Source organism: Rufibacter psychrotolerans (assembly GCF_016924645.1).
Lineage (GTDB): Bacteria > Bacteroidota > Bacteroidia > Cytophagales > Hymenobacteraceae > Nibribacter > Nibribacter psychrotolerans.
Window position 1 is genome coordinate 404,094 of sequence record NZ_JAFFJV010000009.1, and the last position, 23,607, is coordinate 427,700.

The 23,607-nt window shown below is 52.7% G+C and carries 18 protein-coding genes and 1 CRISPR repeat array; of the genes, 10 read left to right on the forward strand and 8 right to left on the reverse strand.

Annotation, left to right across the window (positions count from 1 at the left end; translation table 11 throughout):
- The first annotated feature begins 36 nt into the window (after window positions 1-36).
- The 7 genes from JT718_RS10625 to JT718_RS10655 all read left to right on the forward strand — a co-directional run bounded on the left by JT718_RS10625 (window position 37) and on the right by JT718_RS10655 (window position 7,678).
- Window positions 37-312, forward strand: a complete 276-nt coding sequence (locus JT718_RS10625; RefSeq protein ID WP_205502479.1) for a hypothetical protein — start codon at window positions 37-39, stop codon at window positions 310-312.
- Window positions 313-463: 151 nt separating this feature from the next.
- Window positions 464-1,876 (forward strand): aspartate ammonia-lyase, encoded by a 1,413-nt coding sequence (aspA, locus tag JT718_RS10630; RefSeq protein ID WP_205502481.1) that lies wholly within the window; start codon window positions 464-466, stop codon window positions 1,874-1,876.
- Window positions 1,877-2,172: 296 nt separating this feature from the next.
- Entirely contained in the window at window positions 2,173-2,424 is a 252-nt protein-coding gene (locus tag JT718_RS10635; RefSeq protein WP_205502483.1) for a hypothetical protein, read from the forward strand.
- 1,151 nt (window positions 2,425-3,575) lie between these two features.
- Entirely contained in the window at window positions 3,576-4,046 is a 471-nt protein-coding gene (locus JT718_RS10640; protein WP_205502485.1) for a hypothetical protein, read from the forward strand.
- 69 nt (window positions 4,047-4,115) lie between these two features.
- The gene (locus JT718_RS10645; protein ID WP_205502487.1) at window positions 4,116-6,821 is read left to right on the forward strand and encodes a PA14 domain-containing protein; all 2,706 of its coding nucleotides are present in this window, start codon (window positions 4,116-4,118) and stop codon (window positions 6,819-6,821) included.
- Window positions 6,719-7,276 (forward strand): T9SS type A sorting domain-containing protein, encoded by a 558-nt coding sequence (locus JT718_RS20730; protein ID WP_205502489.1) that lies wholly within the window; start codon window positions 6,719-6,721, stop codon window positions 7,274-7,276. Before JT718_RS10645 ends, JT718_RS20730 begins: the two co-directional genes overlap by 103 nt.
- A gap of 225 nt (window positions 7,277-7,501) precedes the next feature.
- The gene (locus JT718_RS10655) at window positions 7,502-7,678 is read left to right on the forward strand and encodes a hypothetical protein (protein WP_205502491.1); all 177 of its coding nucleotides are present in this window, start codon (window positions 7,502-7,504) and stop codon (window positions 7,676-7,678) included.
- Between the two features lie 389 nt (window positions 7,679-8,067).
- Here the strand turns inward: JT718_RS10655 and JT718_RS10660 are convergent, their stop codons facing one another.
- Window positions 8,068-9,150: a spore photoproduct lyase family protein gene (locus JT718_RS10660; RefSeq protein WP_240337022.1), complete on the reverse strand. Its 1,083-nt coding sequence runs from the start codon at window positions 9,148-9,150 to the stop codon at window positions 8,068-8,070.
- Window positions 9,151-9,352: 202 nt separating this feature from the next.
- Between JT718_RS10660 and JT718_RS10665 the strand changes: the two genes are divergently transcribed.
- On the forward strand, window positions 9,353-10,384 hold the full coding sequence (locus JT718_RS10665) for a spore photoproduct lyase family protein (protein ID WP_205502493.1): 1,032 nt from the start codon (window positions 9,353-9,355) through the stop codon (window positions 10,382-10,384).
- A 117-nt stretch (window positions 10,385-10,501) separates the two neighbouring features.
- Entirely contained in the window at window positions 10,502-11,539 is a 1,038-nt protein-coding gene (locus tag JT718_RS10670) for an aldo/keto reductase (protein ID WP_205502496.1), read from the forward strand.
- Window positions 11,540-11,709: 170 nt separating this feature from the next.
- Here the strand turns inward: JT718_RS10670 and JT718_RS10675 are convergent, their stop codons facing one another.
- On the reverse strand, window positions 11,710-13,050 hold the full coding sequence (locus JT718_RS10675) for a glycosyltransferase (RefSeq protein WP_205502497.1): 1,341 nt from the start codon (window positions 13,048-13,050) through the stop codon (window positions 11,710-11,712).
- Between the two features lie 467 nt (window positions 13,051-13,517).
- Here JT718_RS10675 and JT718_RS10680 point away from each other — a divergent pair, with 467 nt between their 5' ends.
- The gene (locus tag JT718_RS10680) at window positions 13,518-13,952 is read left to right on the forward strand and encodes a cupin domain-containing protein (RefSeq protein ID WP_205502499.1); all 435 of its coding nucleotides are present in this window, start codon (window positions 13,518-13,520) and stop codon (window positions 13,950-13,952) included.
- 414 nt (window positions 13,953-14,366) lie between these two features.
- Window positions 14,367-18,781: a CRISPR direct-repeat array (repeat unit 30 nt; unit sequence CTTTCTATACCACTGAGGTGCAATTGAAAT).
- Window positions 18,782-19,000: 219 nt separating this feature from the next.
- Here the strand turns inward: JT718_RS10680 and cas2 are convergent.
- From cas2 to JT718_RS10705, 6 genes are all read right to left on the reverse strand, one after another.
- Window positions 19,001-19,264, reverse strand: a complete 264-nt coding sequence (gene cas2, locus JT718_RS10685) for a CRISPR-associated endonuclease Cas2 (RefSeq protein ID WP_181308524.1) — start codon at window positions 19,262-19,264, stop codon at window positions 19,001-19,003.
- 99 nt (window positions 19,265-19,363) lie between these two features.
- Complete coding sequence (locus JT718_RS20530) at window positions 19,364-19,525, reverse strand: hypothetical protein (RefSeq protein ID WP_240337023.1); 162 nt, start codon at window positions 19,523-19,525, stop codon at window positions 19,364-19,366.
- 69 nt (window positions 19,526-19,594) lie between these two features.
- Window positions 19,595-20,449 carry a CRISPR-associated endonuclease Cas1 gene (gene cas1, locus JT718_RS10690; protein WP_240337024.1) on the reverse strand — a complete coding sequence of 285 codons (855 nt, stop codon included), beginning with the start codon at window positions 20,447-20,449 and terminating at the stop codon, window positions 19,595-19,597.
- 153 nt (window positions 20,450-20,602) lie between these two features.
- Complete coding sequence (locus JT718_RS10695) at window positions 20,603-21,148, reverse strand: CRISPR-associated protein Cas4 (RefSeq protein WP_205502501.1); 546 nt, start codon at window positions 21,146-21,148, stop codon at window positions 20,603-20,605.
- A gap of 7 nt (window positions 21,149-21,155) precedes the next feature.
- A complete protein-coding gene (locus JT718_RS10700; RefSeq protein ID WP_205502503.1) occupies window positions 21,156-22,229 on the reverse strand; it encodes a CRISPR-associated protein Cas7 in 1,074 nt (357 codons plus the stop codon).
- A 10-nt stretch (window positions 22,230-22,239) separates the two neighbouring features.
- Complete coding sequence (locus tag JT718_RS10705; RefSeq protein ID WP_205502505.1) at window positions 22,240-23,592, reverse strand: hypothetical protein; 1,353 nt, start codon at window positions 23,590-23,592, stop codon at window positions 22,240-22,242.
- Window positions 23,593-23,607 lie beyond the last annotated feature (15 nt).

Sequence of the window (23,607 nt, forward strand, 5' to 3'; positions counted from 1 at the left end):
GGCACCCATACGGCCCAATGGGCGTTGAAGCAAAACATGGATTACCACGAAATGACTGACGCGCATACTTATTCTGAAGATTCCTTAGAGCACCTTTTCTTAATTGTAGAGGCCCAGGACGCCACCTGCATGCTGAACCTGGCCGGGCACCCGCTCCGCATCAGGGAAGTGGTGTACCAGATGGTGGGCAACGGCTGCCGGGTGAGCAAAGTAGATGCCGACGGCTACAACACCTTCCTGTTTGACAAGGAAGTCACCGAGATCTATGACTATCTCACCACCATCATCAAGGTGAAATTCCTGAAGGTCTGAGGCTCGTTTTGGGCCCGTTTTCAGAAAATGGGGCTAAAACAGGTTGGGCAGTGAGGGCCAGGCGGAGGTTGGCGCGCGGGGGCTAGGCAGATAACCAAGTTGCCGCAAATGGGGTACAGTACAGGAAATGCCTGTTACTAACCTAGACTACATGAAACCCAACGTCAGAATAGAACATGATTTCCTGGGCGAGAAAGAGATTCCCAATACCGTCTACTACGGGGTGCAGACGCTCAGGGCCCTGGAAAACTTCAACATCACCGGCATCACCATTGCCTCAGAGCCGCTGTTCATTGTGGCGTTTGCCTACGTGAAGAAGGCCGCCGCCATGGCCAACCGTGACCTGGGCGTCCTGGACAAAAAGCTGGCCGAGGCCATTATCTTCGCCTGCGATGAACTGATTGCCGGCAAGTACCTGGACCAGTTTGTGACCGACTTGATCCAGGGCGGGGCGGGCACCTCGGTGAACATGAACGTGAACGAGGTCATCGCCAACATCGGGCTGGAGTACCTGGGGCACAAAAAAGGCCAATATGAGTTCCTGCACCCCAACAACCACGTCAACTGCTCCCAGTCCACCAACGATACTTACCCTACGGCCATCATGATGGCGGTGCACCTGAAGGTGGATGTGTACCTGCAGGCCCTCGCTGACCTGAAAGCCGCTTTCCTGAAAAAGGCCGAGGAATTCAAAAACGTGCTGAAAATGGGCCGCACCCAGCTGCAGGACGCCGTGCCCATGACCTTGGGGCAGGAGTTCCACAGCTTTGCCACCACCATCAACGATGACATCAAGCACCTGGCGGAAGTGCAGGAGAAGCTTACCGAGTGCAACATGGGCGGCACCGCCATAGGCACCAGCATCAACGCGCCCAAGGGCTACCCCCAGCTCTGCACCAAGTACCTGGCCCAGATCACCAAGCTGCCCATCCACCTGGCCCCTGACCTGATTGAGGCCTCCTCCGACATGGGAACCTACGTGCTGGTGTCTGGCATGCTCAAGCGCAGCGCCGTCAAAATCTCCAAGATCTGCAACGACCTGCGGTTGCTGGCCTCGGGGCCCCGGGCCGGCCTGAACGAGATCAAGCTGCCGCCCATGCAGCCGGGTTCCTCCATCATGCCCGGCAAGGTGAACCCCGTTATCCCGGAAGTGGTGAACCAGACGGCGTTTTACGTGATAGGCGCCGATGTGACCATTACCATGGCCGCTGAGGCCGGTCAACTACAGCTGAACGTGATGGAGCCGGTCATCGCTTTCAGCCTGTTTACCTCCATGAATTACATGATCAACGCCATCACCACGCTGCGCACCAAATGCGTGGACGGCATTGTGGCCAACGTGGAGGTCTGCCGCGAGGAAGTCATGCGCAGCATTGGCATTGTGACCGCCCTCAACCCGCTGCTGGGCTACGAGACCGCCGCTTCCATTGCCAAAGAGGCGCTGGCCACCGGCAAGTCCATCCACCAGATTGTGGTGCTGGAGCGCAAACTGCTAGACCAGGCCAAGTGGGACGAGATCTACACCTTTGAGAACATGGTGCACCCGGTGTACATCAATAAGTAGGGCTATACACTTTTTCAATGAGCTTCAGCAGCGTTTTGGGGCAGTTTTTGTACAAACAGCCCTGAAACGAGGGCAGTTGCAGGCAGGATGGGGCCGTGAGGTTTTGGAGCCATTTTGCTGAAAACCGGCCTGAAACACCTGGAAGAGAGCGCTGGAGGCTTTCCCTTTCGTGCATAGGGGAACCGGATTGCCTGGCCTTTTCCCCAGTAACTTTGTTACCTTCGCAGGCCCGGGCCGGGTGAACTAAAACGTTCCTGCCTGGCTTATGAGGGAGAACCTCAGCGTTACGAGACGGTATGTTAGAACATTCGCTTTTTCATAAACTTCCACCCAGAAACCAGGCCGAACTGCTGGAGCAGAAAGGCATTGCCCTGGCCCATCGAAACCACAAAGGCTGGGCCATTACCTTGTTCTCCTTTGAGAACCGTTTTATGGAGGTGTGGGCTAAAATGGGCGTGGAAGTGATCGGCTCCTTCCATGCTGCTGCCACCTACATGGACATCATTGAGCCCTACGTGCCAGAGCTGCAAGTGCCCGAAAGTGCCTGACGGTAAGGCCTGCCTGAACTGTCTCCCACAGCCATTGAAGAGGACCTGCTTCAATGGCTGTTTTTTTGTAGGGATTGTCCCATTCCTCCTGATTACTGTGAGAAGCGCGGCTTCCAGGATAACTTGCCCTGCTGCCAATGTGCTAAAGCCGGCCAGGAGCCTCGCGTCCTGTTCGCGGCTTAGGCGGCAGACTTTTTTCACCCTACCGCCCCTAGGGTACCTACTTGTAAGTATAAATTAAGAAGTCTGTTAAATTTGTGTAAATAAGTATAAATTATATTGGAATAATTATTTTTTATACTACATTTGCTTTCATAACAGCACCAGTTACTTTCCTGTCAGGATCTGAAAGAAGTTTACGGCGCTTTACGCGCGTACCGGTAGAGGGCTTCCTGTAGGTCTGTTGTTACCAGCGAAACATGGTTGGTTGGCCATGCCTTTGTACCAGGAACTCCGTGGTACAGGGCTAACTAGCTTTAGTTCATATTGCCAAGGTATAGTATCTGGATTGAGGGGTATATGCTATATAGAGTACTTATTGGGTAAGCGGTACCCGCCGCGCCCATGGGTGACCTGCATGTACAACAAAACACGAAAGGTGTGTTTGTGTTGGTTTAGTACTGAGTAGTTTTTGTAGCCTAAGAGCTTAGGGGCTACAGGTATTTGGTTAACCTAACGTTAATGCTATGCACGCTAACTCTACCAAGCCTTCCAGCTGTTTATTGCCCGTCTTTTGCTTCTCTAAATCTGCCAGGTTTACCCTGCCCATTGCTTTCAAGCCTTAGCCCCTTTTAGTTTTTGCTGGCCCTTTAAGGCGTGGTCGTTAGGCTTTCAATTACCTTTTCTAAGGGGCTGCTTGTGGGCCCAAGCCATTTACCTCCATTCTGCCTTTGCTTAAAAAGTAAGAAGGGTTATGCACCATAACCCCAGGCCACCTTTTCTTTTCTGCGCTACGCCACGGCATGCCTTTAGGGCATGAGATACAAGGCAAACTGCTTTCTAAAGTTGATACCAAGCAACAAAAGCAATAGATGAAGTCTTTGGTAAATGCCGCGTCTATTCCTCCCTAACAAGGATACCGAAATGCATAAAAATCCTCGGTGTAAGTAGTGCCTTTTGAGTGTAGAACTGAGACTTAAATGATCACAAGTATGAGCGATAATGAGAGAAAATACAGCCTCTTGGGCTGCAAGGCAACGTGGTTGGTGCTGCTCTTTCTCCTGGCGCCGGCGCTTTCTACGGTGGGCTCCCGGCCAGGAGCGGTTCAGCCCGATGATGCCAGTTGGATATTTCATTCTGAGGCCCAGGGAGTGAAGATATACTACAAGATAGGTACCTGTGAGAATAGGAGCGTGGTGTTCCTGAAGTTCAGCAATACCACCAAGAAAAAGGTGGAACTGGCCTGGAAAGAAGCCTATCAGACCAGCCAGGTGCCCGAAGAGCTTGAAAGTTATGGCCAAGGCAAGCGCCTTGTGTTGCCCCCGGGCGACACTTCTGAAGACGATTGCACGCAGGTGGGCATCAAAGAATGTATCACTTATTCTGAGAAGGCCCTGCCAACCTTCAAGGCCGACATTACCAGGGTAAACTTTAAAAATGTGCGTGTAAAACCCCTGGAGTAACCCCAAAATGAAGCTAACCTATTGCCCCTATTTATTAAAACAATGTTCAACTCTAACCCCAAAAAAATTATGAAAGATTTTACTCGGTTGATTCTCAGGTGTAGGATGCTCAGCATCTTCGTTATTTTATTAGGAATTGTCGCACAGGGCAGGGCCCAAACGCCGGTGGCAGACAGCAAGGGAAGCGATTTCTGGCTTACGTTTCCGGGTAATTTCGGGGGGCAAAGTACGCTGACGCTGTTTATCACCGGGGAGGTAGGAACCACCGGCGTGGTGTCTATTCCGGGCATGGGCTTTTCCACTAATTTCTCTGTTACGCCAGGGGAGATTACCTCAGTAGTTTTACCCACCGGGGCCCAATTAATGGCTTCCAACAGCATTGAGAACAAAGGGATTCACGTTGTCTCCCAGCAGGAAGTGACGGTGTACGGCCTGAACCGGCAGCAATTTACCACCGATGCTTTCCTGGCGCTGCCCACCAATATTTTGGGCACGGAATACATCAACCTGGGGTACAAGAACGTAAACGTGGTCAATGCCACTCAGCTGGCAATAGTGGCCACCGTGAACAATACCAGCGTCACCATCACCCCAACGGAGGCCACTGACGGGCATGCCATGGGGGTTCCTTACACCATCACGCTGAATCAGGGGCAGACCTACTTGCTGCAGAACACCAGCCCGGCCCCAAGTGATCTGAGCGGAACCCTGATTTCGTCCAGTCAGCCGGTGGCGGTGTTCGGGAGCCACGGCTGCGCCAACATCCCCGACGGCAACACGGTTGCGTGTGATTATATCGTAGAGCAGCTGCCCCCAAGCTCGGCGTGGGGCAAGGCGTTTGTCACCATCCCGCTGGCCACAAGAAGGGGCGGAGATACCTTTAGGTTCTTAGCATCAGAGGGGAATACTGTGGTGTCTATCAACGGCACGACGGTGGCCACCCTGGAAAGGGGCGAATACCATGAGCAGATTGTGGCAACGGCAGCCCAGATAACCTCCACCAAACCCATTCTGGTGGCGCAATACTCCAACGGCACCTCCTTTGACGGGGTAACATCAGATCCGTTCATGATGTTGATTCCGCCCTTTGAGCAGTTTTTAGGCAGTTACACGGTGGCCACCCCGGCCTCTGGGTTCAGGGTGAATTACATCAACGTAGTGGCCCCAACCGCGGGCATAGGGTCCATCAGGGTAGACGGCACGGTTATCCCGGCTTCGTCCTTCATGGCCATTGGAAGCAGCGGGTTTTCTGGGGCGCAGATTCCGGTGGAAGCCGGTACGCATAACCTCACGGGCGGAAATTTCCCCTTTGGCGCCTTTGTGTACGGGTTTGATAACGCGGACTCCTACGGGTACCCGGGCGGACAGTCTCTGGCACCGGTGGCAACGGTACGGACCATTACCATTACCTTACAGGGCGGTTCTACCGCCACTACGGGCACCGAGCACTGCATGTTGGCCACCGCCACAGACCAAAACAATAATCCAGTAGCTGGGGTTAGGGTAGATTTCAACATTACCGGGGCAAACGGTCAGACCGGTTTTGCCACCACCGGGGCTAACGGACAAGCCAGGTTCTGCTACACGGGCACCAACCCCGGCACCGATAACATTGTGGCCTCTTCGGGCACGGTGAGCTCCACGGCGCAGATTACGTGGGTGACTGCCACCAAGAAAAGCCAGACCATTGCATTTGGCCCGCTGGCCAACAAAATGGTAGGTGATGCGCCATTCACCATCAGCGCCACCGCAACTTCGGGCTTGCCGGTGTCCTTCAGAATCGTGTCAGGGCCGGCCACCATCAGCGGCAATACCATCACGCTCACCGGCATGCAGGGCGAAGTGGTGGTAGAGGCTTCACAAGCGGGCAATGACGAGTATGCTGCCGCAGAGCCTGTGATCCAGCGGTTCATGGTCACCGGAAACACTACTCCGGTAACCTGCGCCAACACCGGCGGCATTACCTATGAGATGTGGTCCAACGTGGCCTCACGTTTGGTAGAGATCCACCACCTGCCTTCCGGCACGGCGCCAACCAGCACCAGCACCATCTCCTCGTTCTCGGTGCCTGCCAACGTGGGCGACAACTACTTCGCCCGGGTGCGCGGCTACCTGTGCGTTCCGATGACGGGCAACTACCGCTTCCACCTGAGCGCCGACGACCGGGCCGAGCTGTGGCTGAGCACCGACGAGGACCCGGCCAACAAAATGAGGGTGGCCTCGCTCAGGACCGCCACCGCGCCGGGCAACTACTCCACCTTCCCCACCCAGCAGTCGGGCACGGTGATGCTGGAGGCCGGCAAGCGCTACTACATCGAGGCGGTGATGCGCGAGTTCCGCTCCAAAGACCACATGACCGTGGCCTGGACCCGCCCCGACGGCACCATGGAGACCATCCCCGGCTCCAGCCTGGTGCCCTTCACCGGCATGCCGATGGCTTGCTCTGGAACGGGTGAAATCACCTATGAGATGTGGGCTAACGTAGCCTCACGTTTAGTGGAGATCCACCACCTGCCTGCGGGCACGGCGCCCAGCAGCACCAGCACCATCTCCTCGTTCTCGGTGCCGGCCAACGTGGGCGACAACTACTTCGCGCGGGTGCGCGGCTACCTGTGCGTTCCGATGACGGGCAACTACCGCTTCCACCTGAGCGCCGACGACCGGGCCGAGCTGTGGCTGAGCACCGACGAGGACCCGGCCAACAAAATGAGGGTGGCCTCGCTCAGGACCGCCACCGCTACTCCACCTTCCCCACCCAGCAGTCGGGCACGGTGATGCTGGAGGCCGGCAAGCGCTACTACATTGAGGCGGTGATGCGCGAGTTCCGCTCCAAAGACCACATGACCGTGGCCTGGACCCGCCCCGATGGCACCATGGAGACCATCCCCGGCTCCAGCCTGATTCCGTACACTGGCGCTGACATGCTAGCCACCACCCAGGGCGCCGAACTTGCGGCACCTAAGGCATCGGAAGCAGCGTTCACGGCCAGCCCGAACCCCTTCACCGACCGGGTGACCATTGGGTTCACCGTGGAGAACGCCGGGGAGGTACAACTGGAAGTGTTCAACGTGCACGGCCAGCGGGTACAGGCGCTGCATTCGGGCAGAGCCGAAGCCGGGCAAGCCTACCAGTATGAGTTTGACGGCAGCAAGCATTCCAACGGCGTTTACATCTGCCGCATCACGGTAGACGGCAAGACCACCATTAAGCGCCTGGTGCTGAACCGGTAAGTTGTCAGAAGCTAACCAGAAAAAAGGCTCCCTGCTGCAGGGAGCCTTTTTTGTTGTATTCTTGTAAAAAGAGGCCCAAAACAGGTCTTAATGGAAACCCAGGAAAGAATGCGTGGCTGCCAGTGAATCACTTGGGGCCGGAATCTGTTTACCCTACAGCGAGCAGATGCTGCCAGAGTAGAAGGAGAGTAGTTTTCAGCCTGTTTTGGGCCAAACAGATAAAAAATGACGGAAGAAGAGTTTGATGCGAATTACGTGGAGGCCCTGGACGCGGTGCTGGAGGCAATGGCCGAAAACAAGGAAATTGACCCCGGCAAGTTCTACAGCATGACCTACATTCTGGAGAACCTAAGGTTTTTCAGTCCGGTGATCTACGGCGTGCTCCAGGAAGCAAAGAAGTAACGGCTCTAAGAAAGCGCTAAGACAAAAGCCTACTCCCTCTTCAACCATTGCCTTGCCCTAAGGTGATGGTTAAAGAGGGAGTAGGCTTTTTGGGTTTTCTATGGAGGAAGATTAGGATCCTTTTGGGGCCACTTTTCAGAAAACAGCCCGGAAACACAAGCTTCCCAAAAGACTCAAACGAATGCTGTTCGCCAGAGGCAAAATAGAAAACCGGATCAGCTTAGGAGAGGCGAAGCAAAAACTATCTCTTAGCGATTTTACCAAATTTTCAGGATTTCAGGCCCGAAACAGAGGCAAGGCCAGGCAGCAGAGTGCTGGGAAGTTTGCCGCCGAGCCTTGCCGCTGAGGGATGTCAAAACTGTAGTGCACCATCTATCCGCCCGCTGGCCTTAAGTCCAGTACAGGATGGGGGCCTGGGGGAAGCGGGCTTTAAGTTGGGCGTAGAAGAAGCTGCGGAGCTGGCCCATGGTAGAGGCATCATACACGTACTTCTTGCCCCCGAACTTGTTGAACTTCATAGACCGGTTGGTCTCGTCAAAGTCAATGAGGGTGTTGGGGTACCATTCCTGCAGCAGCGCTTTAGACCCGGGAGTGAACCGGTGGCTGATCAACTCAAACGTGATAGCACAGGGAAAATCCAGGGTCTGCGCCAGTCGGTCCAGCAGGTGAGTGTATTGCTCCTCCCAGTCGGGGATGGCCATGATGGGGGCAATCACCAGCCCTACCTTGTACCCGCCGCCACCCGCTGCCTGGGGCAAGGCCAGTTTCCGGATGGCTGCCAGGCGGGCTTCCAGAGAGGCCGTGCCGCCTTCCATCCGGCGGGAGATAAAATCGGCGTTCAGGCTGATTCTGGGGTGCGTGTGGCCGTGGTGGGGCAGCGAGAGGAGGCCGTCTACCTGGTCAAACTTAGAGACCCAGCGCAGGTGCATGTCTTCCTGCTCCCCAAAGAACCGGATGGTCTCGACCAGGCTGCCGGTCAGGTGCTCAATCCCCAGCGGGTCGGTATAGCAGCTGGCCTCAAACGTGGTGGGCTGGCCCGGTCTGCGGTACTGGGTGAGGTTCTGCAAAATGGTGGGCAGATTGGCGAAGGCCCTGATCACGGGTGGTCCCTGCAGGCTGCCGGCCAGGTAACAGTACTGGCAGTGCGCGGGGCAGCCTTCGGCCAGGTGAAACTGGTAGTCGGCCGAGGGCGGAATGGGTTGCAGTTTGAGGGCGCTGGGAGGGGCGGTCACAATGGCCAGAGTGCTTTTGGCCTTACGGTAGGTCTCCCGCTCGTCTTCCCCGCGCAAGCCGGTGATGCGGTTCTGCTTGAGTTCCTGCACCGGCAAGCCCAGGGCCTGCACGCGCTCGTACATCTGCCTGCCCCAGGGTTCGTCCAGGGCCGCCGGGGTGATGAGCACCTGTTTGGGCATCCAGCGTTTGGCCGAACGCAGTTGGGGTACAGCCGCTATATTTTCCTTCACTAGTTCCATGTGTCTGTTTTGGGGTTATTTTGCAGAAACCGGCCCGAAAACCCGATGGGGATTCTGGTTGTTTCTGCTAGTGTAAGAACATGCCCAGGCTTGGTATAATTCAAAACGAAGCCTTTGTTTTGGTTTGTATGTAGCTGATGCTCAGTGTTTTGTATAAGTATTTTGTTGAACCAAGCCTGCTGGAGAACTGTTGAAAAAGGGTATGCAGACATTTGATCCTTCCATTATTCTATACACGCCAGACGCCCTGAATGCGCGCGGGAAACAGGCCTTGCTGGCCTACCCACAGGCGGCGCAGCAGGAGATTAAACAGCACAACCGGCTGCCTGCCCTGGAGGGCAACCATTACCAGATCAAGTCAAATGCCCTGGTGCTGGGCCGGTTGAAGACGCTGGTGTGCAGGGAGAGCGGCCGAAGCTCAGACTTTATTGCGCCCAGCCTGGCCAACGGGTGCATGGGGGCCTGCGCCTACTGCTACGTAGACCGCAACAAGGCCGTGAACCCCATCACCTTGTTCACCAACACCGAGGAGATCCTGCGGGCCGTGGACAAGCACGTGCACCAGCAAGCCTGGCCCAAAGTTCCCAACCAGACGCACGCCCGCTTTTATACCTATGACATTGGGTGTAACTCAGACGTGTCAGTAGATGCCTCTATCTCTGACAGCGTGCAGACGGCGGTGGCGTTCTTCCGGGAGCACCCCAAAGCGTTTGCTACGTTTGCCACCAAATTTGTGAACCCAGAGCTGCTCACCTATGACCCGCAGGGCAAAACCCGCATCAGGTTCAGCCTGCTGCCCAAGAGGGTGAGCAAACTGGTAGACGTGCGCACCGACAGTTTGGAGAAGCGCCTGGCCGCCATTGCAGACTTCTACCAGGCCGGGTATGAAGTGCACGTTAACTTTTCACCGGTGATTGTCTACAAAGGCTGGCTGGACGATTACCGCGAGCTCTTTGAGCAGCTCAACCAGGTAGTGCCCCCTCAACTCAAGCAGACCATGGACTGTGAGGTCATCTTCCTCACCCACAACCAAGGGCAGCACGAGCTTAACCTGGCCATCAACCCCCGGGCCGAGGAATTGATCTGGGCACCAAACATCCAGGAAACCAAGCAAAGCCAGTTTGGCGGCATCAACGTGCGGTACCAGTACCAACGAAAGGCCGTCTGGATCCATGAGTTTAGGCAATTGCAGCAAGAGGTGATTCCGTGGTGCACCATCCGGTATATCTTTTAAGAAATCCGTTATAAAAAGAAGCCCTTGCCAGGTACCCGGCGGGGCTTCTTTTTTTGGGCTGACCAACCTGCTCCTGAGAAACACGTTTCTTTACCCAAACCCAACCCAACAACCACTATGGAATATAGACAACTAGGGGCCTCGGGGCTGCAGGTACCGGTGCTTAGCTTCGGCACGGCCACCTTCGGGGGTGGTACTGAGTTCTTCAAAGCCTGGGGCAGCACCCAGGTAGAGGAAGCCACCCGCCTGGTAGACCTGTGCCTGGACGCCGGGGTAACCTTCTTTGACACCGCCGATATTTACTCCCAGGGCATGGCCGAGGAAATCCTGGGCAAGGCCCTGGCCGGGCGCCGGCACCAGGCGCTCATCTCCACCAAAGGAACCTTTCCGTTCGGCCAGGGACCCAACAACCAGGGCTCATCTCGTTTCCATTTGCTCCGGCAAGTGGAAGGCAGCCTCAAGCGCCTGAACACCGACTACCTGGATATCTACCACATGCACGGCTTTGACGGCAACACGCCCATGGAGGAGACCCTGCGCACCCTGGATGACCTGGTGCAAAGCGGCAAGATCCGCTACATTGCGGCCTCCAACTTCTCTGGTTGGCACCTGATGAAGTCTCTGTCCCTCTCTGAAAAATACGGCTGGAACCGCTACATCGCCCACCAGGTCTACTATTCCCTCGCCAACCGCGAGTACGAGTGGGAACTGATGCCCCTGGGTCTGGACCAGAACGTGGGAGCCATTGTCTGGTCGCCGCTGGCCGCGGGCAGGCTGGGAGGCAAGTACCGCCGAAACCAGCCCCTGCCCCCCGACAGCCGCGTGGCGCAGGGCGGCAGTCCCGTGCCGGAAGCCGTAGTGAACGAAGAAGTGTTTTACCGCACCATTGATGTGCTGGACGAAGTAGCCGAGGAAACCGGCAAGACAGTGGCCCAGGTAGCCTTGAACTGGTTGCTGCAACGGCCCACCGTGACCAACATTATCATTGGAGCCCGCAACGAAGAGCAGCTAAAGCAAAACCTGGGAGCCGTGGGCTGGAACCTGACCACCGACCAGGTAAAGCGCCTGGATGCCGCCAGCGAAGTGCCGCCCGTTTACCCGTACTGGCACCAACGGCAGAACACCAAGTTAAACCCCCTGCCGAAGTTCTATTAACCAGTTATCGGGAAATCAGTCGTAGTCCATCCTTCTGCTGATGCCACAGCGCCTTTCCCAAATGGGAGAGGCGTTGTGCTTGTTCAGGAGTTGGTTCTGTATTGCGTCGCTCAAAAAGAATCAGAAAGTTCTGCTCCTTGATCCTGAAATACAGTCTTTAGTAGTGCTTGTCATGCCTTCTCAACTTTGGCCGAGAAGGCGGCTTGGGGAATGGGGGGCAAGGGAGCAGTCTGGTTTTCTGGGGTGAGCTGCAGGAGGCGTTCTATGGCGTCGGCGGCCGTTTTCAGGCCGTTTTCCTGTTTTACCGCCTGCGCTACCTGGGTGGCTCTGGCTTGGCACGCGGCATCGGACTGGAGGGCCTTGATGGCCCGGCGCAGCTTGCGGGCGCTTACGTCCTGCAGGGCAATGCCTCGGGCAATGCCCAGGCGTTGGGCGCGCTCTAGGTTGTCATGCTGGTCGTTGCACTCGGGCAGAATGATCATCGGCTTGCCGCCGGCCATGGCCTGACCCGTGGTGCCAATGCCGCCCTGGTGCACAATGCAGCACGCGTGCGGAAACAGCTGGGAATAGGGGGCATACGCGTCAAACAACACCTTGGGGGTGCTCAGGTCTTTGTACTTCTGGAAGTTGGCCTCGCCGGTTAAGATCACGGAACGGTGGCTTAGCCGTTGGGCTACCCGGTGGAAAAGGTCGAAAAGGGCCTGGTGCTTCATGACGCTGTTAGAGCCCAGCGTGAACACCACCGGGGCCGGGCCGCTCTCTAAAAACGCTTTCAGCCGGGGCGATAGCTCCTGGTGCCCGAGGCTCTGGTCATGCCAGACAAAGCCCGTGATCTGGGAATTGGGCGGGAAGTCGGGCTGCACCTCGCCCAGGAGCCGGGAGTACAGGCCCAGGTTCAGGAACGCTGAGGTGGCCCCGTTGGTCAGGGGGTTGGTTTCCTCCCAAATGCCTTCGCGCCGTTTCAGGTCCTGCACCGGCTGGGTCCATTTCTGGGTAACCCTGAAAATCTCCCTGAACACAAACCGGTTCACTTCGGGGCCAAACCGGTACGCGTACTTCATAAATTCCATGGTGGGAATTACCGGCGGATCGTACACCGACCAGAAGGTCATGGGCGACAGCATGACCGAGGCCCAGGGTTTCCCCAGCTTTTTGGCGCAGAGAGGGGCAAAGTAGGAGAGGATGCCGCTAATGATCAGGTCGGCGGAGGTGGCCACTTGCAGAAAGGTGCGGTAGCTGGGCTCCACCGCCGGAAAGATGATGTCCCGGTGGAAGCGCTCCGGGCCCCGCTTCGGGTCCAGCACGGTCTGGATGATGGTTGGGTTGTGCGGGTCCAGGTTGGGCCAGACCTCGTGGAACCGGAGGCCGTGTTTCTCAATGTAAGGCTTGAAATAGTGGGAGGTGGAAAAGCTGATCTCGTGTCCGCGCCGCTTTAGTTCCAGGGCCAGGCCCAGCATCGGGTTAATATCACCCAGCGTACCCAGGGTGGTCATCGCTATCTTTTTCCCCATTACGGCTCTTTTCTGGCAGGTGGCTTTGGTGGCCTGGCTTTGAAAGCGCGCAGGCCTGGGTTCATGCAGGAACCTTCCCCAGCAAACGGCATTCGGGCCAAGGTTGTTACCTCACCAGAGCGGGAGCCTGATGTCTAACCTTCTCACCCTTAACCGCGGAGCGGCGAGGGAGTTTAGGGTTGCGTAGTTTTTAGTGAGTACCACCGGCGCACCAGGTTTTAGGGGTGATTTCCGGAAAAAGGGCCAAAAACGCCGAAGCAGTCTACAGCCAAGCCTAAGCCACAAGCTGCCCTCTCGTTCTCTGTGGTTGTGTGGGTAGCAGTTCAAGGTAAGTTGTGCCTGTAACGCACCAATGCCCCGTGGTTGCTGGCGGATGGGGGCGTAGCAGGCATTTTTCAAATCTCTTCAGGCAGAAGTTTGCTACTGCTTCAATCTGCCTATCTTTGACGTAGACCTACTACAAGCCCATGAAAACCAGATTATTTCCTGCATTTGCCCTTACCCTCCTGTTCGGCTTCGCCGCCCCTTTGTATGCGCAGGAGAAAGCGCCTGCGCCCAAAGGATATGTGCTGGAGCAGGACGCGCAGGTGGCTAAAAAGCAAGCCGGTCCGCACAAAGGAGGAGGGGAGACCGTTGCCTACAGTTTCTTTGAGGGCGTGCCCAATTTTAAGACTGCTTTCCGGAAAAGAGTCCTGAAACCCGGTGCCTCCATTGGGTATCACCTGCAGAAAGAAGACGAAATATACTACATCCTGAGCGGCACCGGCCAGATGCAGATGAACGGGACAACCTTCCCGGTAAAACCCGGCGACGCCATCCTTACCCGGCCCGGAAGTTCGCACGGACTCTCCCCAGACAAAGACACGGAGCTAACCCTGCTCATTGTTTACGAGAAGAAGTAAAACTCCAGAGCCTTTGTCCTTTGTATTTGTTGTGCCCACTTTAGTATGCTGGTTCTTCTGGCAGGTTGAAGCACGCCGGTAAAGAACTCCCCTGGCCTTTTTGGCCTAATCGGATCAACTACCCGTTTGCTCCTGCAAGGCTTTCTTTTGGTAAGAACCAAACAGGCAGGAAGCAAGGACATAGCAATAAAAGCTTCTGACCTATTTAGAATGCACAGCGTACAGCAAACGGTTGACAGCCACCATTTCCTCCGGGGTAGGGTGGTCTGGAACTGTTGGGAACTACCCATCAAAGCACCTCTCGCGGCAGGGTCTTTCCCTTTTTCAGCCGCTGAGAGCTTGATTCAACTTTTCTATACCATACAGGTGCAATTGTTTAAAACACTATTTCTGGCGCGCAGAACCACAAAAAAACTTTCTATACCACTGAGGTGCAATTGAAATTTTCTGTTGTTACGGGGTTCTTTTTTCAAAGACCATCTTTCTATACCACTGAGGTGCAATTGAAATGCCATGACAAAGGAGTGGTACCAAAGCTATAAAGAAACTTTCTATACCACTGAGGTGCAATTGAAATCGTGTACAGCTGCACAAAGTTTCCTCACATAAGAAATTTCTATACCACTGAGGTGCAATTGAAATACTCCCGATCCTGGGAAACCTCCATGATGTACAAAAATTTCTATACCACTGAGGTGCAATTGAAATCTCGGCCGACGAGCGGGAGCACCGGGTGGACATCCTGATTTCTATACCACTGAGGTGCAATTGAAATCAAACGCCTCACCTTGATTATTAACCGGAAGCCCATATTTCTATACCACTGAGGTGCAATTGAAATTCCTGACCACGCGCAGGGTGTCAGGGGTCTGCCCGGATTTCTATACCACTGAGGTGCAATTGAAATGGTATTATCCGACCTTTGTAACGCTCACACTTCCAGATTTCTATACCACTGAGGTGCAATTGAAATTTTTATCAATTTCTACAACGTCAGAGAGTTTCCCCACCTTTCTATACCACTGAGGTGCAATTGAAATCTGGAGCGAGGCCGGTTCCGCGATATGGGCGTAGGCTCCTTTCTATACCACTGAGGTGCAATTGAAATGCAGGAAGCGAAGCGCCTGCCGTGGCAACGGAGCTGCTTTCTATACCACTGAGGTGCAATTGAAATCTCAGGAAGCGGCTCTAAAATCTGCGCACATTGCCTCGTTTCTATACCACTGAGGTGCAATTGAAATTGTCCCAGACTTTGTTTCTCAGGTGTTCGGCATCTTCGTTTCTATACCACTGAGGTGCAATTGAAATCCAGTGGTTTAGAGGAAGGCGTAAGCTTCTCCATGGATGTTTCTATACCACTGAGGTGCAATTGAAATGCCCAAACAAAAGACAGCAACTAGTAGGGTTATCTGTTTCTATACCACTGAGGTGCAATTGAAATGTGCTTGAGGTTCCACCCCCCACCATTCTCCCCCCTGTTTCTATACCACTGAGGTGCAATTGAAATAAATCAACGGAGTTCCAAAGAGAGGCATTTTCCGTTGTTTCTATACCACTGAGGTGCAATTGAAATATGATCGTTCGGGTCAGTGACCGCGAAAATGCGTTTACTGTTTCTATACCACTGAGGTGCAATTGAAATTTTTCCAGCTCTGGCAACGGTGGAACCTCCAAACTTGTTTCTATACCACTGAGGTGCAATTGAAATCAACGGGGGGCTTGATCAGTACACCGGTGGGGAGCGCTTGTTTCTATACCACTGAGGTGCAATTGAAATTGAACACTCAGCGCGCTTGCGTAAATCTCTTTTCCTGGTTTCTATACCACTGAGGTGCAATTGAAATGCGTGGCCCTAGCCTTTGTGGGTGGCGTGACCCTGATCAGTTTCTATACCACTGAGGTGCAATTGAAATAAGTGAAAGGCTAGCGCTTGCTGTAGGTGACCTTGCCGCGTTTCTATACCACTGAGGTGCAATTGAAATGATTTCTGCCGCCGCCACTCTCGCTTGTTCGCTGTTTTGTTTCTATACCACTGAGGTGCAATTGAAATGCCTGTATTTCCGGGGCTTCCACCCGCTCCTAACCGCTTTCTATACCACTGAGGTGCAATTGAAATATTTTGCTCAAACTTGGCAAGCTTTCCTTGCTGACTTCTTTCTATACCACTGAGGTGCAATTGAAATACTCCAACGCCAACGCCAAGATGACCTACGACCAGACCCTTTCTATACCACTGAGGTGCAATTGAAATGCGTCACAAACCTCACAAACGGACCTGCCTTTTACTTTCTATACCACTGAGGTGCAATTGAAATTTGGCAAACCTGGCGCAAAGTTCCTGTATCATCTTCTTTCTATACCACTGAGGTGCAATTGAAATCGCCAGCCGCGGCAAACTGCGTAAGCCGCTAAACCCTTTCTATACCACTGAGGTGCAATTGAAATCAGACAAAACCAGAATGCTGCATCTTGAGCGTTCTGGCTGCTTTCTATACCACTGAGGTGCAATTGAAATGCGTACCATATCCCTACGCCCTTATCTGGCACATCATTCCTTTCTATACCACTGAGGTGCAATTGAAATTGTTGGCCAGGTACTGAGACTGCCAGGGGTCATACCCTACTTTCTATACCACTGAGGTGCAATTGAAATGCCGGGGACCATCTGCGACGAACTGGTGACCCAAAGCACTTTCTATACCACTGAGGTGCAATTGAAATGCCTAATGACTACCGTTTCCAGCCTAAATACAATAAATCCCTTTCTATACCACTGAGGTGCAATTGAAATCCGTATTTCGCCGCCAGTCGTGCGGCGAAGTCTTGCGTCTTTCTATACCACTGAGGTGCAATTGAAATCACCTTTGCCTTGCCGTAGATCTCGGCAATCTCCTGCATCTTTCTATACCACTGAGGTGCAATTGAAATTTCTCTCCTGGGTGTTTCGTGTATTGAGGTGCCCACCCTTTCTATACCACTGAGGTGCAATTGAAATCTTTTCAAAGAATATCGCATTGATGGGCGGTATATCGTCTTTCTATACCACTGAGGTGCAATTGAAATTCGGCTGTTTGGTGCCACCTAAGAATTCTGGGCGGTTTAAACTTTCTATACCACTGAGGTGCAATTGAAATCGGCCAACGTGGTGAAGTACGTGACCGACAAGCCCACCACCTTTCTATACCACTGAGGTGCAATTGAAATCTTTTTCTTGCCCTTTGCGTTAGCAGTAGGTTTTTTCTCTTTCTATACCACTGAGGTGCAATTGAAATCAGGAAAGGCGGGGCCAGGGTTTTAAATACGTTCTATTGTCTTTCTATACCACTGAGGTGCAATTGAAATACGACGAGACGAGCTCGTTCGAGGCTGCTTTACGAACTTTCTATACCACTGAGGTGCAATTGAAATTTGATTTTTTCGCTCATTTATGAGCATACCTCTACCCACTTTCTATACCACTGAGGTGCAATTGAAATCAATGAGGTTCGGCACATGCTCACCACTGCCATAGCTTTCTATACCACTGAGGTGCAATTGAAATTAAAATTTCTTTCTTCTCAATCCGTACTTCCCAATCTTCTTTCTATACCACTGAGGTGCAATTGAAATACTCTTGCCGTTCGTTGCCTCCGCCTCCATTCGGGAAACTTTCTATACCACTGAGGTGCAATTGAAATATCAATTCTGCTAAAACCAGATACAAACGCTCTGAAAGCTTTCTATACCACTGAGGTGCAATTGAAATTCAATCCAGCGCGCAACTGGCCAGAATAGCTTTCCCGCCTTTCTATACCACTGAGGTGCAATTGAAATTGGGCTTTTGGTGTGGTCAATGTCTGCCAGCAGAGAACCTTTCTATACCACTGAGGTGCAATTGAAATCGCAACTCCTGTAAATGAATTAGGCGGCCTTTTCAGACCTTTCTATACCACTGAGGTGCAATTGAAATCAATTCTGCTAAAACCAGATACAAACGCTCTGAAAGCTTTCTATACCACTGAGGTGCAATTGAAATTTCCCCCACCATACTCCAGCCGCTGGGCTTACTTGGAACTTTCTATACCACTGAGGTGCAATTGAAATATATAAGCAGGTCCAACCTCCGTAAAAGCCGCTAAGCTTTCTATACCACTGAGGTGCAATTGAAATTCTTGCGCTCCATGAGAGTAAGCTTCTACCCCAAGAGCGGGAACTTTCTATACCACTGAGGTGCAATTGAAATTCTTGAGGGCCATCAACTGCTGCTCCAGGCGCATAATGCTTTCTATACCACTGAGGTGCAATTGAAATGTATTATCCTCCTGCTCTTCCACCTTTCGCTTCCCGTCTTTCTATACCACTGAGGTGCAATTGAAATACCCGTCCTGGTGGAACTGTATATGGAATCGGTCTACACTTTCTATACCACTGAGGTGCAATTGAAATTCAAGCCTCCTTTGGCTAGGGAGTTTGTTATTCCTCTCTTTCTATACCACTGAGGTGCAATTGAAATTACTGGCGTGTAGGGATCTTTGGCGTTGGTGGTATAGGCTTTCTATACCACTGAGGTGCAATTGAAATTAATGACCACGAACCACGTTTACGACTTCGCCTCCATCTTTCTATACCACTGAGGTGCAATTGAAATGGTGGTTTGGGCCCGTCCGGCTGTTTCGGTTCCTCCACCTTTCTATACCACTGAGGTGCAATTGAAATTTGCACATGGGCAAAGTATTAATAACACAAAATAGAAACTTTCTATACCACTGAGGTGCAATTGAAATCGTGATTCTGCGCTTCCTGAAAGCTGGATTCTTAAACTTTCTATACCACTGAGGTGCAATTGAAATGCGCTCTAAAAATAGCGGAAAAAAGCCTTTTCCAGCACGTAGGGACAGGCTTTTCTAGATAAAATGGCGCTAAAGAAGCGTCAGGTGGTGGTAAGGAAAAATCAGCGGGCAGCCGACGACTGAGCTAATGGTCTGTTTCTGAGACGTTTTTATAAAAACAAGCCGGAAACGGACAAGCACTTGCCTCCACCCGCAGGTAGTAGGCCTCTCACCCGACGACTACAGGAACCGCTGCGGGCTACCTTTGTCGGTGCCGAGGACGTGGCGCTCGTGGTAGCGTTCCTCGCGCATGCGGTAGATGACCACGCCGTCGCCCTCCTCCATCAATTGGTTGGCCTCATGGCGGAGGCGCTGGTACTGGGCCTCGGTGAGTTCGCCCTCAAACACCGAGTTCTGGATCCAAGTGAGGTACTTCCGGAAGAGCTTCAGCATTTTTCCCACGCGCTTCTGGCCCACGTCATACACGGCAATAAAATACGGCATGTCAATTATAGTTTTCTACAAGATGTCAAAGAACGAGGAACGTATGTTTCCGTCCTGATTTCAGGGAAGCAGGCCCGAAACGCACGTAAGGGGGTCGCCTCACCACCACATGTGCAGGCCCTGGTAAGGGTCCTGCTTAGGGTCGCAGAGATGGCGCACCAGCTTGTGGCACTCCAGCCGCACCAGCCGCTCATACGAGATGTGGCGGCCCAGCTGACGGTGTAGCACGGTTTTCTGCAGGCGCTGGTCCAGGTGCGCCATGAAGATCTTGCGGCCCTCCTCCTTGAGGTAGCAGCCGCCCAGCCGCTGCTCGAAGTGTTTGGGCTGGATCTAGCCGTTCTTGAGCAGCTTAAAGATGGCGCGGTCAATCAGCAGCGGCTTGAAGATCTCGGCCACGTCCAGCGAGAGCGAGTAGCGGCGGTCGCCGGGCTCATGCAGGAAAGACACCGTGGGGTCCAGCGCCGTGCGGTAAATCTGCCGCAGCACCACCGTGTAGCACAGCGAGTTGCCGAAGGAGATGAGCGCGTTCAGCGGGTTGGACGGCGGCCTGCGCTCCCGCTTGTTGAACGGAAACTTCTGCGCCACGGCCTCGCCCAACATTAAAGGCCAAGTCTGGTAATAGCAGTCACGGGCGCGGCCCTCGGCGCTCATGAGCGTAGGAATATCGGGGCAGGCCGGAATCCGGGCGCGCTCGGCCTCAATCTGCTCGCAGCTCTCCTGCAGCGCCAGAGACTCCGGCTCCGGCAGGCGCGGCACGTAATAGCGCATCACCCGCAAGATGTTGAACAAGGCAGCATCCACAAATTCCTTCGCCAACACCAGCCGCTTCTTAGGGCTGAGGTAATGTTGAGCCTGCGCCATGCGCACCCGGCCGCTCACCACCGGCTGACGTGGGTACAAAGAGGCGGTGTAGTTGCCGTAATAGTCGAAGAAGAACAGCGGGATGCCCTGTCGCGCCAGAAACGTGACCAGCTTGGTGTTGATGTCAATCTCCCCGAACAGGTAGATGCTGTCCACGCTCTCCACCGCGAACGGCAGCCGCTGCCCGTCGGCGGGTTGGCTGGGCAGGCCCTCGGTGTCCTCGTCATCGGGGATGCGGCAGTCCAGGGCGCATTTCTCCAGGGCCAGCGTGTTGTGCTTCCGGCGCAGCCGACCGTTGGAAAACAGGTAGAAAGGGCGTTTCATGGGCAGAAAAAATTTATTGGTGAAGGGTACCTCACCCCCAGCCCCTCTCCAGTAGAGAGGGGCTGGGGGGAATTGCGCTTCAGGCCTGTTTTCTGAAAATGAGGCCAAAAACGCAAGTTTGAATGAAAAGCAGCAGCTAAAGCCGATAGAGGTTTACCCGTAGCAGAGCTCCTCGAACGCGCACTTGCGGCAGAACTCGCGTTTGGTAAGCCGGGCCGGCGGATGCGGTTCCTCCAGCAGTTGAGTCAGGTGCCGGAGCTGCAAGGCCAGTTCCTCTTCCTGTTGCGGCCCCAGCGTGACCGGCTCAGACCGGCGCAAAGCGGGGTAGTCAATCTGCCCCTTGAAAGGCACGCCGCCCGCGCCCGTGACGCCGTTCAGCTTCAGGAGCCACAGGTAGAACCGAACCTGGCTCAGGTGCGCTGCTTGGCAGGAGCGGCCCTTCTTGGTCTCGTGCAACACTCCATCACGCAGCACCGCCCGGTCAATGCGGCCGGTGAGCGGCGTGCCGTCCGGGGCGGTGGCGTACAGGTCCAGGTGCTTTTCGCTGCGGCTGTAGGTGGTCTCATCCAAGAGCCGCCCCAACGCCACGTCCTCTGATTCCTGCTCCATTCTGATTCCTTGGTGGTGTAACCAAGCTTTGCGCGGGCAGATGAGGTAGTAGGAGAAGACGGTGGCGTTAATGGTTACAGTCTTAAGCATAGAAACGCTATGCAGGAACTATTTCCTGGAGTTGGGCCTCATACGGGTAATTTTGCAGAAGTTCAATTAAGTGCTCTTCTGCTTTGTCTAAAGCGTCAGCTGATTCGGTGTTGGTTCTAATGTACCCTGCAGCCGGAAGAGAGATAAAGGTGCGAACGTCTTCTAAACTGTCATCTACAATAGGTTCTACTTTGTCTTCATCTTCTTTCAACTTTGTCCGTATTGCGGCAGCCAACTTATTCGCATTTGGGCTGATTGCAATAGCTAATGTTTCCATTAAGCTGAAAGTGCGGGATTGGTTAGTGGTAATTCGCCAATTTATCAGTGCATTAGCAATAGCAGGAATAATCTTCTCCCGCAATTCTTTAGGTGCAATCAAGCATTTACCAAATACAGTCTCGCCCTCTATCCACCCCGCAGCTCGTAATAGATCTTCTGTTTCAGGGCTTATTTCAGGTTCAAATTTGTTTATTGATACCGCAAAAAGTGTTCGTAGATCAAGGGCAATATCATGTACAAATAAACCTGTTGTCCGAGCATTTTCAGGAACCCATTTCCTATGTAAGCTTCTATTTGTTCCTGCTAATAAATTTTGTACTTCTTCTTCAGAGAGAGTATTACCATTAACATCTTTAACAATCACTTTGTGACTTTCAGGTCTATCACTACGGTCAAATGTTAAATCCTCCTTGATATAAGTAGCCAATAATGGATGCAGAGGCCGCATGGCAGATATAGAAAATGGGCTTCTTCTTTTTAAGGTACGGCTTTCTCCACCAACTTCAGCTTTCATCCAACCACCTAACAATTGATCCACATAAACCGGATTGCAGGCACTCCAAGCTTCCCCTTCACCTAATTTTTTACTTTTATCTATATTAAATGTAAAAGTAGTTGGGGAAAAAGGCACATTCATTTCGCTAATGATGGCTTCTAAAATAGAGCGTTTTACTTGTTGGCCACTAGAGTAAGCCATGCTTCTGCCAAATTGGGCATCTCTAAAGGTTTTCTGGCCTTTTTCTACACAAAAAACTGTGTGATTAGCATGCTTAAGGGCACGGAAATAGATAAAGTGATTCATATTTTTTCTTTTATATTATAGGTTCTTGAACAGTTTTAGAAGATAGTTCAGCGTAACGGAAGCGGATTAAGGTGATAAAATACCCCACATTGTCAACGGGCATTCTGTTCACTGTCTTGCCGAGTTCAACAAGAGGTTCTTTGTAGTCTGTTTCTTCGACTATAACAGTCAGTTCCCGCATGAACTGCGGCTTTCGGGCAGTATCTAAGACAGATTTAACTTTATTAAATCTGTCTTTTCTAGCCTTTCCTGCACCTGCTTCATAGTGGAGAAGGGCTTCGGCTGCCTTACCGGCGGTTTCCCAGAGTTCGTCATTGTTGAGCATAGCTAATAACCAAGTTTGATAAGTTCTAAATGAGACAAGTTTTTCATGATCTGCTTTGGAGAAGTTGGGCAGGCTGGTAGAGTCTCTGCCAGTAGGGATCAAGCCCCTTAACCCTTTAGGTTCAAGTGCCTGTACGCCTATGGCACCCATTTGGCAAGCTCTTTGAAAGCTGAAGGCGGTACCGTATAGCGGCTCTATCCTTTTTGCATCTTTATGGTAATCGTTCTCCCCAAACAAGCTTTTGTATAATTCAATTGGACGTTGTATCTGAGGCAAACGAAACGGCACAAATCCTAATGTCCTATTAGGGCTACTTTGGCCTAAGCTATACACATAGCCTATTAAATCTGTGTTAGGAAGATTTCTAGCAATATTGAAAAGCACTGAGGTCCAGCTTTGAGTGGTAAGCTCTATCCCGCCGCCTGCTATTGTGCCAAAAGGATCAAAGTTTTGTAATGGATCATACTCCCTGTAGTCTTTACTAAAGGCATGGGAAAGCCATTGCCCATTCCATGTATTGATCTGATTGCCTCTTAAACCGATATAGGCAGGATCATTTAAGTAGTTACGATAGTGTTGCCATCCTTCAAAGAGTGTCAGAAGTATTTTGGGATGATCAAAGAAAATGGAGATACCTCCTGCAACGCCAACCCCTAAGCCGCTTCCAATCCAAGAAAGATAAACATCTTCTTCTGTGGTCACTAAATCTAATGCGGAGACTTGACCAGAGGTAGTGGCGAACTCTTTTTTTTCTGAGGCTGCAAAACCAATGGCAATACTAGCATCTCTGAATCCTGTCTCAACCTTTTCATAAAGATTTTGAAGTTTTTCCTGACGTTCAGCAACAGATAGTGCATCAGGCTTTTGCCCTTTTTTCATTTGTACAAAGGGTGAGTTAGGAACCCATTGCATATATCTGGAGTGATTATAGAAAAGCTCAAAATATACTTTCTCAAAAAAGCTCTTGGGAGTTAGGGCATCTCTCTTTTCCTGGTTGTAAAGCTCTAAGAGCTTTCTGCCTATAGTTACTGCTATCATTGTGTATATGTAGGC

Excerpts from the sequence above, each read along its gene's own strand:
- JT718_RS10635 (WP_205502483.1), top strand. The coding sequence starts at position 2,173 with ATGTTAGAACATTCGCTTTTTCATAAACTTCCACCCAGAAACCAGGCC.
- JT718_RS10680 (WP_205502499.1), top strand. The coding sequence starts at position 13,518 with ATGAAAACCAGATTATTTCCTGCATTTGCCCTTACCCTCCTGTTCGGC.
- JT718_RS10640 (WP_205502485.1), top strand. The coding sequence starts at position 3,576 with ATGAGCGATAATGAGAGAAAATACAGCCTCTTGGGCTGCAAGGCAACG.
- JT718_RS10625 (WP_205502479.1), top strand. The coding sequence starts at position 37 with ATGGATTACCACGAAATGACTGACGCGCATACTTATTCTGAAGATTCC.
- JT718_RS10705 (WP_205502505.1), bottom strand. The coding sequence starts at position 23,592 with ATGATAGCAGTAACTATAGGCAGAAAGCTCTTAGAGCTTTACAACCAG.
- JT718_RS10645 (WP_205502487.1), top strand. The coding sequence starts at position 4,116 with ATGAAAGATTTTACTCGGTTGATTCTCAGGTGTAGGATGCTCAGCATC.
- JT718_RS10675 (WP_205502497.1), bottom strand. The coding sequence starts at position 13,050 with ATGGGGAAAAAGATAGCGATGACCACCCTGGGTACGCTGGGTGATATT.
- JT718_RS10700 (WP_205502503.1), bottom strand. The coding sequence starts at position 22,229 with ATGAATCACTTTATCTATTTCCGTGCCCTTAAGCATGCTAATCACACA.
- JT718_RS20530 (WP_240337023.1), bottom strand. The coding sequence starts at position 19,525 with ATGGCGCACCTGGACCAGCGCCTGCAGAAAACCGTGCTACACCGTCAG.
- JT718_RS10670 (WP_205502496.1), top strand. The coding sequence starts at position 10,502 with ATGGAATATAGACAACTAGGGGCCTCGGGGCTGCAGGTACCGGTGCTT.
- aspA (WP_205502481.1), top strand. The coding sequence starts at position 464 with ATGAAACCCAACGTCAGAATAGAACATGATTTCCTGGGCGAGAAAGAG.
- cas1 (WP_240337024.1), bottom strand. The coding sequence starts at position 20,449 with ATGAAACGCCCTTTCTACCTGTTTTCCAACGGTCGGCTGCGCCGGAAG.
- JT718_RS10660 (WP_240337022.1), bottom strand. The coding sequence starts at position 9,150 with ATGGAACTAGTGAAGGAAAATATAGCGGCTGTACCCCAACTGCGTTCG.
- cas2 (WP_181308524.1), bottom strand. The coding sequence starts at position 19,264 with ATGCCGTATTTTATTGCCGTGTATGACGTGGGCCAGAAGCGCGTGGGA.
- JT718_RS10695 (WP_205502501.1), bottom strand. The coding sequence starts at position 21,148 with ATGCTTAAGACTGTAACCATTAACGCCACCGTCTTCTCCTACTACCTC.
- JT718_RS10665 (WP_205502493.1), top strand. The coding sequence starts at position 9,353 with ATGCAGACATTTGATCCTTCCATTATTCTATACACGCCAGACGCCCTG.
- JT718_RS10655 (WP_205502491.1), top strand. The coding sequence starts at position 7,502 with ATGACGGAAGAAGAGTTTGATGCGAATTACGTGGAGGCCCTGGACGCG.